The sequence below is a fragment of the Methylophaga sp. UBA4204 genome (assembly GCF_002379485.1).
Classification (GTDB): Bacteria; Pseudomonadota; Gammaproteobacteria; order Nitrosococcales; family Methylophagaceae; genus Methylophaga.
This window is the reverse complement of sequence record NZ_DFTU01000039.1, coordinates 319-8220: the sequence shown is the minus strand read 5'-3', so window position 1 is coordinate 8220 and position 7902 is coordinate 319. Positions and strand designations below refer to the sequence as shown.

Here is a 7902-nt window from a genome sequence, read left to right as displayed (position 1 = left end):
ACCAGCAGTATGCTGGCCTGGATTCTGGAATATGCTGGTATGCAACCTGGTTTTTTGATCGGTGGAGTACCCGGTAATTTTGGTCAGTCTGCTGCGATTGGAAATACCCCTTTCTTTGTGATCGAAGCCGATGAATATGACACGGCATTTTTTGATAAACGCAGCAAATTTATTCATTACCACCCGCGTACTTTAGTCATTAATAATCTGGAATTTGATCACGCTGATATCTTTGCTGATCTGGCTGCCATTCAAACGCAGTTTCATCATTTAATTCGTACTGTTCCGGCTGAAGGTTTGGTGATTACGCCGCACGCTATCCCTGCAATAGAACAGACGCTGGAGCGTGGTTGCTGGACACCAAGACAAACCTTGAATGATGTACAGGCTGACTGGCAATTAGCTGAAACGGCAGAAGATGGACATAGCTTTACGGTGCAACACAACCAAAATACCGGCAAAGTGGATTGGTCTTTACTTGGTCAGCATAATGTTAATAATGCTCTGGCAGCTATTGCGGCCGCGCATCATGTTGGTGTGACTGTGGAGCATGCCTGTGAAGCATTGAACCAGTTTAAAGGTGTTAAGCGTCGCCTTGAGCTACGAGGTGAATGTCGGGGAATCAAAGTATATGATGATTTTGCCCATCATCCCACGGCGATTGCTACCACCTTGCAAGGGTTAAGGGCCAACATAGGTCAACAGCGATTGATTGCCGTATTGGAACCGCGTTCCAATACGATGAAAATGGGCGTGCATGAGCATACCTTAGCTGCATCACTAAACGCGGCTGATATGGTCATTCTCTATCAGGATCCACAGTTAACCTGGTCGTTAGATAACATTCAGCAACAACTCGGCGATGGCTCGGTACTGCTTCGAAACATTGATGATGTCGTCGAGCAATTGGTTAATCAAAGTAAATCAGGCGACCATATTGTGGTGATGAGCAATGGCGGTTTTGGCGGCATTCATCAAAAAATCCTGGATGCGTTGAACAATGACTGATTCAAAACAAGTTGCGCTGGCCATTACCGGTGCATCGGGTGCTCCCTATGCCAAACGTTTACTAGAGCAGTTGTTATTGCAGGGAATCACCGTGCATCTGATGATTTCTGCTGCTGGTCGAATTGTATTAGCCGATGAGCTGGACTGGAAACTACCCTCACGTGCAGCAGATGCCACTAAAGTACTGGAAAAACAATTTAGTTGCCAGGCCGGACAGATAAAACTGTATGGCGAGCAGCAATGGTCATCGCCACTTGCCAGCGGATCGCATTCAGTGCCCACGATGATTGTCTGCCCGTGTACCATGGGAACCTTGTCGGCCATTGCCTGTGGCGGCAGCGATAATCTGATTAATCGTGCCGCTGATGTAATGATTAAAGAGCAACGTAAATTGATCGTTGTCCCCCGTGAGGCTCCTTTTTCGCCCATCCATTTGGAGAATATGCTGAAACTCTCCCGGCTGGGTGTTTGTATTATGCCGCCTAATCCCGGTTTTTATTTCCGACCGCAGACACTTGAAGACGTTGTCGATTTCGTGGTGGCCAGAATTCTCGATCAAGCCTCCATAAAACATCAATTGATGCCACGCTGGGGCGAGTAATTATCGGCCAAGATACTGAGCCATATACTAACTCGCGTATAATGCCCGCAGAGTCAAAATTCGGATAATAGCATGTCAGATATTGAAATCGCCCAACAGGCAACAATGCAGAATATAACGGATATCGCCACGCAAAAATTAGGATTGCAGGTGGATGATCTGGATAGCTATGGACGTTATAAAGCCAAGGTTTCTCTGCAGGTAATGGATGATCTGGCGACAAAACCAGATGGCAAATTGATTCTGGTTACAGCCATTAGCCCGACTCCTGCCGGTGAGGGTAAAACCACCACGACTATTGGTCTCAGTGATGCGTTGAACCGCATTGGCAAAAAAGCCACCGTCTGTGTTCGCGAACCCTCAATGGGTCCTTGCTTTGGGTTAAAAGGAGGAGCTGCCGGTGGCGGTTATTCGCAGGTAGTTCCAATGGAAGATATCAATCTGCACTTTACCGGTGATCTTCATGCGATCGCAGCAGCACATAACCTGTTAGCAGCAATGATTGATAATCATATTCACCATGGCAATAGCCTGCAGCTGGATACCCGTAAAATTACCTGGCAGCGGGTTGTGGATATGAATGACCGGGCCTTACGTCAGATCACGATAGGGATGGGGGGGCCTGCAAATGGCTTTGTTCGCGAGGATCGCTTTGATATTGTGGTCGCCTCAGAAGTCATGGCAATATTTTGTCTGGCAGCGTCATTAACCGAGTTAAAACAAAGGCTTGGTGATATTCTGATTGGATATTCAATTGATGGCACACCAAGATATGCCAATGATCTAAACGCTCAGGGTGCTATGACAGCTTTACTTAAAGAAGCCATTAAACCGAATCTGGTGCAGACTCTGGAAAATAATCCTGCGTTTGTTCATGGTGGGCCTTTTGCCAATATTGCGCATGGCTGCAATTCGGTTATCGCGACCAAAATGGCATTAAAGCTTAGCGATTATGTGGTGACTGAAGCTGGCTTTGGTGCTGACTTGGGGGCGGAAAAATTTCTTAATATTAAATGTCGGAAAGCCGGTATTCGTCCTGATCTTGCGGTAGTTGTCGCGACGGTTAAGGCATTGAAATACCATGGCGGTGTTAATGTACCGGATTTGGCTGCTGAGAATCTAACGGCGCTTGAATCGGGACTAACCAATCTGCGTAAGCATTTACATAATTTACAAAACGAGTTTGGTCTGGAATGCGTGGTAGCAATAAATCACTTTATTCAGGACAGTGATGCGGAAGTTGCGTTGATTAAGGATGCTGTTGAGTCCATGGGGGCAACTGCCATTTTAGCCCGTCATTGGGCTGAAGGTGGAGCGGGAGCCGAGTTATTAGCTCAGACGGTAGTTGAAAAGTTACAGCAACCTGGAAAATGTAAATTGCTGTATAGCGACAGCGAGACGTTATGGGAAAAAATTAATGCTGTCGCCATGCGGTTGTATGGGGCAAATGAGGTGATCGCTGATAAAAAAGTAATGAAAAAACTCGGCGAATTTCAATCATTGCATGGAGATTTACCGGTATGCATGGCAAAAACGCCTTACTCATTCAGTAGTGACCCTGGTTTACGCGGAGCCCCAGAGCAGCACACTCTGACCATTCGTGATGTTCGTTTGTCGAGAGGTGCAGGATTTATAGTCGTGCTTTGCGGTGATGTGATGACCATGCCCGGCCTGCCGAAAATTCCTGCAGCAGAACGCATTGATATTGATGATAAAGGTGTTATCAGTGGCTTGTTCTGATTAGCCGGAACGCCGCAGACTGAAATAAAGCATTAAGCCACCCCAAAGTCCCAGAACCCAACTAAGTACGGGCATGCCAGCCAGCATATTGGCTGAATAGCCATCCAGACCTTTGATAATAGCTGCACCCACAATAAAGGCGGCGCCACTGACGGCTGTGGCCGTACGGTAGCTGGAATGGCGTACTTCCTGACGGATCTTGTCCAAATCCTTAGACGATAATTGCATATGCAATTGACCCGCTTGAGCTTGTTTGGTCAGGTCATGCAGCATTCGGGGCAAGGTCGGTAATGTCTCTGCCCAGGTTGGTACTTCTTTCTGCAGTGATTTAACGGCCGCCTGCCAACCCAGCTTTTCTTTCATCCATTGTTCCAGAATTGGCTTGGCGGTTTGCCATAAATCCAGGTCGGGATACAGGTCACGTCCCAAACCTTCAATGTTCAGCAGTGTTTTTTGTAGTAAAACCAGTTGCGGCTGGATCTGCATATTAAAGCGTCGGGCAGTTTGGAAAAGTCTTAACAATAACTGCCCAAATGAAATTTCTTTCAGTGGACGGGCAAAAATAGGCTCGCAAACACTGCGAATAGCCGATTCAAATTCATCCATTCGGGTTTCTGCCGGTACCCATCCGGATTGGATATGAAGCTCAGCAACACGGCGATAATCATGATTGAAAAATGCCAGAAAGTTCTCAGCCAGATAACGTTGATCATCCGGCGACAGCGTACCCATAATGCCAAAATCAATGGCGATATAACGCGGCAATTGTGGATTGCTGACATCGACCAGAATATTGCCCGGATGCATATCGGCATGAAAGAAGCTGTGTCTGAAGACCTGGGTGAAGAAAATTTCCACACCGATTGTCGCCAGCAGTTCTAAATCGATATTATGTTGTTTTAATAACGCTATATTGCTGATTGGTGCGCCAAATACCCGTTCCTGTACTAACAGGTTCGGTCTGGTCAGTGACCAGTAAACTTCCGGAACGTACAACAACCTTTCATCAGCAAAATGCCGTTTCAATTGCGATGCTGAGGCTGCTTCACGCAGCATATCTAACTCATCAAACAGGTTTTTTTCCAGCTCAGCAACCACCTCACGGGGACGCAGGCGTTTGCCTTCTGACCAGTATTTTTCAGCCAGGCCGGCAAGGGTATAAAGCAGGTCAACATCGCGACGAATTACTTTCTCAATTCCCGGGCGTACCAGTTTGAGAATGACCTGTTTACCATCAGTTAAGGTCGCGGCATGTACCTGCGCGATTGATGCAGAGGCCAATGGTTCAGCTTCAATATGACTGAAAATACGTTCCGGTTCGCCTTCTTCATAAGCAGCATGGATTAGAGCTAACGCCACATCATTAGGGAAGGGCGCAACCTGATCCTGCAGTTTTGCCAATGAATCGGCGATATCTTCAGGTAATAAATCTCGGCGGGTAGACAGGATTTGACCAAACTTGACAAAAATCGGTCCTAAATCCTGCAACGCGAGACGAATTCGCTCCCCTCTGGGCAAGTCAGCTTTATGACGCCAGCGATAGGGTGAAAACCAGCTGAGGAAACGATAAGGCCGGAAAAAGTGTATGGCCAGAATCAATTCGTCGAGACGATGGCGACCAAGCACATGATTTATTTGCAATAAACGTCCGAACTGACTGAGCTTCATGTTTTTTTCTCGATAAGGTTTTGCAGTCTTTTTATTCGGGCTTCCAGTCGTTCGGTATCGGCACGAAGCAGATCCACATTTTGCATAAACCGCTCTGTTTGCGATTTATCCGGCAAATACTGACTTTCTTCTCGTAGATATTCGGCCAAACTTTGCTCAAATTCTGAGCGATTGTAATTTAACCAGTCAAAACCACGTCGAAGTCTCTGAGCCAGCGGATAAGCCAAGGTATCACCGGTAACTCTGGCAAGTTGTTGCTCCCAGTCGAAATCAAAGTGTTGCTGCCAGTCCTGTAACTGTTTGGCAAACTGGACATCTCCACGGATTTGAATCTGATTGGAAAACAAGCTGTCCGGTTGCTGTACTAGTTTCAGCAAGGCAAAGCTATCTGCTTTGATCATTAAATCCGCGACATGTTCTTCGGCTGCTTCTAGCAGAATCCGATCATCGGTAAATCTGACGATAACGGCAATATTCAGATTGGTAATATCAATTCGAATACTACGATTGGCAAAATGCTGAAGCTTTTCATGACTTTCCATATCAAAACGCAAAGCATGATTTAGTGCTATTTCAAGCGACTTTAACAATAAACTCATGATTTAAAATTTATAACCACTATGCAACGCCACAATGCCCGCAGACATATTGATGAAGTCAACGCGTTCAAAACCGGCATCTTCCATCATTTTTTTAAGGCTGGACTGATCCGGGTGCATGCGAATCGATTCAGCCAGATAGCGATAACTTTCAGCATCATTGGTAAACAGTTTGCCCAACGCCGGTAATACTTTGAACGAGTAGGTATCGTAGAGTGGAGTTAACCAGCTGACAGGTTGGGAAAACTCCAGAATCATTAATTTTCCGCCTGGTTTAAGTACCCGCAACATTGAAGCAAGCGCTTTGTCTTTGTCCGTGACATTGCGCAGACCAAAAGCAATGGTGATACAGTCAAATGTATTATCAGGAAAAGGCAACGCTTCAGCATTGGCCTGAACATATTCAATATTACCGGCTTTACCTAGATCGGTAAGCCGATCACGACCAACATTCAGCATGGAGGCATTAATATCTGCCAACACCACTTTACCGGTTGGCCCAACCATATCGGCGAACTTTGCCGTCAGATCACCCGTTCCACCGGCAATATCCAGGACTTTGGCACCGCGGCGCACATTACTGTTATGTAAAGTAAAACGTTTCCAAAGCCGATGAATCCCTATTGACATCAAATCATTCATTAAATCGTATCGACCGGCGACAGAATGAAATACCTCGGCGACATGTTTAGCTTTTTCCTCAGTAGGAACTTGCTTGAAGCCAAAATGGGTAGTGTTGTTGTCTTCCATAATTCCCTCAGGCGTCTTGTTGACGCTCGTATCCTTCAGCCATTAATTTTTCCAGATAGGTTTGCCAGTATTCATCTTGATTAATCGAGAGTTCATAAAGATATTCCCAGCTGAACAGACCGCTGTCATGACCATCATCGAAATAAATTTTGATGGCATAATGGCCAACTGGTTCAATATTACTGATGCCCACTTTTTCTTTTTGCACCTGAAGCACTTCTTGACCTGGACCATGCCCCTGGACTTCGGCAGAAGGGGAGTGCACTCGCAGGAATTCTGCTGATAGCAAATAATGGTCAACCCCGTAGACTAGTTCCAGTTTACGGGAATGCTTATGTAGTTGAATTTCGCTTGGCAATGGTGCCTGGCTCATAAAAGTCCTTAAAGAATATAGCGTGACAAATCTTCGTCCTGCACCAGCTCTGACAGCTGTTGACTGACATAATCTTCATCAATGATAAATTTTTGTTGAGATTCTTCACCCGCTTCATAGGAAATATCTTCCAACAACCTTTCCAGCAGGGTATGCAGACGACGGGCACCAATATTCTCGGTCTTTTCATTTACTTGCCAGGCAAGCTCGGCGATACGTTTGATACCATCAGCTGTAAAACTCAAATCAACAGATTCAGTACCCATTAAAGCTGAGTATTGTTCAGTAAGCGAGGCATCCGGTTCGGTCAGAATTCTGACAAAATCTTCTGTTGTCAGCGCATTGAGCTCGACTCTGATGGGTAAACGACCCTGCAATTCCGGGATCAAGTCTGAAGGCTTGCTCAAATGAAAAGCACCAGAGGCAATAAACAGAATATGATCCGTTTTCAACATGCCATATTTGGTTGAAACCGTACTGCCTTCCACCAAAGGTAATAAATCACGTTGCACACCTGCGCGTGAGACATCGGCACCACTGCCGGCGCCTTCACCACGATGAGTAATCTTGTCTATTTCATCGAGAAAAACGATGCCATTTTGTTCGACACGGTTAATAACCTCAGCTTTTAAATCTTCTTCGTTAATCAGCTTGGCAGCTTCTTCTTCACTGATTAAACGCATAGCTTTGGCCACGGTCAGTTTTCGGGTTGACTTGCGTTGGTTACCCATACTTTGGAACATATCCTGTAACTGGCTGGTGAGTTCCTCCATTCCCGGTGGTGTCATGATTTCAACACCCATCTGATGTTGTGCCAGTTCCAGTTCAATTTCCCGATCATCAAGTTTGCCTTCACGCAGCATTTTGCGGAATTTTTGTCGGGTATTTGATTCTTCTTCGGTCAATGTGCCGCGGGCAGGTGTCAGCAATGAATCAAGAATACGTTCTTCTGCCGCATCAATGGCAAGCGGTTTGGCATCATTAATGGCAGTTTCACGCAACATTTTCATCGCGCTTTCGGCTAGATCACGAATAATTGATTCAACATCACGACCGACATAACCGACCTCGGTAAATTTAGTCGCTTCAACTTTAATAAATGGAGCGTTTACCAAGGAAGCCAGTCTTCTGGCGATTTCAGTTTTACCCACACCGGTTGGACC

Annotated in this window: 8 protein-coding genes; 3 read left to right on the top strand and 5 right to left on the bottom strand. The window is 46.0% G+C overall.

Translation table 11 applies throughout. The annotated features are described in order from the left end of the window. The 3 genes from mpl to B3182_RS05645 form a co-directional block, all read left to right on the top strand. Positions 1 to 1008: UDP-N-acetylmuramate:L-alanyl-gamma-D-glutamyl-meso-diaminopimelate ligase (gene mpl, locus B3182_RS05655; protein WP_292746948.1), on the top strand; the 1008-nt coding region annotated here is incomplete at its 5' end. Further along, the gene (locus tag B3182_RS05650; RefSeq protein WP_292356312.1) at positions 1001 to 1609 is read left to right on the top strand and encodes a UbiX family flavin prenyltransferase; all 609 of its coding nucleotides are present in this window, start codon (positions 1001 to 1003) and stop codon (positions 1607 to 1609) included. The genes mpl and B3182_RS05650, both read left to right, overlap by 8 nt. Positions 1610 to 1681: 72 nt before the next feature. Further along, the gene (locus B3182_RS05645) at positions 1682 to 3349 is read left to right on the top strand and encodes a formate--tetrahydrofolate ligase (protein WP_292356313.1); all 1668 of its coding nucleotides are present in this window, start codon (positions 1682 to 1684) and stop codon (positions 3347 to 3349) included. On the opposite strand, the gene ubiB is transcribed toward B3182_RS05645, so the two are convergent. The 5 genes from ubiB to hslU all read right to left on the bottom strand — a co-directional run. Next, the gene (ubiB, locus tag B3182_RS05640) at positions 3350 to 5017 is read right to left on the bottom strand and encodes a ubiquinone biosynthesis regulatory protein kinase UbiB (RefSeq protein WP_292356315.1); all 1668 of its coding nucleotides are present in this window, start codon (positions 5015 to 5017) and stop codon (positions 3350 to 3352) included. It lies immediately after the preceding gene. Continuing rightward, positions 5014 to 5616, bottom strand: coding sequence for a ubiquinone biosynthesis accessory factor UbiJ (locus B3182_RS05635; RefSeq protein ID WP_292356317.1), 603 nt, complete (start codon positions 5614 to 5616; stop codon positions 5014 to 5016). The genes ubiB and B3182_RS05635 overlap by 4 nt, the downstream gene beginning before the upstream one ends. 3 nt (positions 5617 to 5619) lie before the next feature. Next, positions 5620 to 6366, bottom strand: coding sequence for a bifunctional demethylmenaquinone methyltransferase/2-methoxy-6-polyprenyl-1,4-benzoquinol methylase UbiE (gene ubiE / locus B3182_RS05630; protein ID WP_318988379.1), 747 nt, complete (start codon positions 6364 to 6366; stop codon positions 5620 to 5622). A 7-nt stretch (positions 6367 to 6373) separates the two neighbouring features. Then, positions 6374 to 6739, bottom strand: a complete 366-nt coding sequence (locus B3182_RS05625; protein WP_292356319.1) for a DUF971 domain-containing protein — start codon at positions 6737 to 6739, stop codon at positions 6374 to 6376. Between the two features lie 8 nt (positions 6740 to 6747). Next, positions 6748 to 7902: ATP-dependent protease ATPase subunit HslU (gene hslU / locus B3182_RS05620; protein WP_292751909.1), on the bottom strand; the 1155-nt coding region annotated here is incomplete at its 5' end.

Excerpts from the sequence above, each read along its gene's own strand:
- B3182_RS05625 (WP_292356319.1), bottom strand. The coding sequence starts at position 6,739 with ATGAGCCAGGCACCATTGCCAAGCGAAATTCAACTACATAAGCATTCC.
- ubiB (WP_292356315.1), bottom strand. The coding sequence starts at position 5,017 with ATGAAGCTCAGTCAGTTCGGACGTTTATTGCAAATAAATCATGTGCTT.
- B3182_RS05645 (WP_292356313.1), top strand. The coding sequence starts at position 1,682 with ATGTCAGATATTGAAATCGCCCAACAGGCAACAATGCAGAATATAACG.
- B3182_RS05635 (WP_292356317.1), bottom strand. The coding sequence starts at position 5,616 with ATGAGTTTATTGTTAAAGTCGCTTGAAATAGCACTAAATCATGCTTTG.
- ubiE (WP_318988379.1), bottom strand. The coding sequence starts at position 6,366 with ATGGAAGACAACAACACTACCCATTTTGGCTTCAAGCAAGTTCCTACT.
- B3182_RS05650 (WP_292356312.1), top strand. The coding sequence starts at position 1,001 with ATGACTGATTCAAAACAAGTTGCGCTGGCCATTACCGGTGCATCGGGT.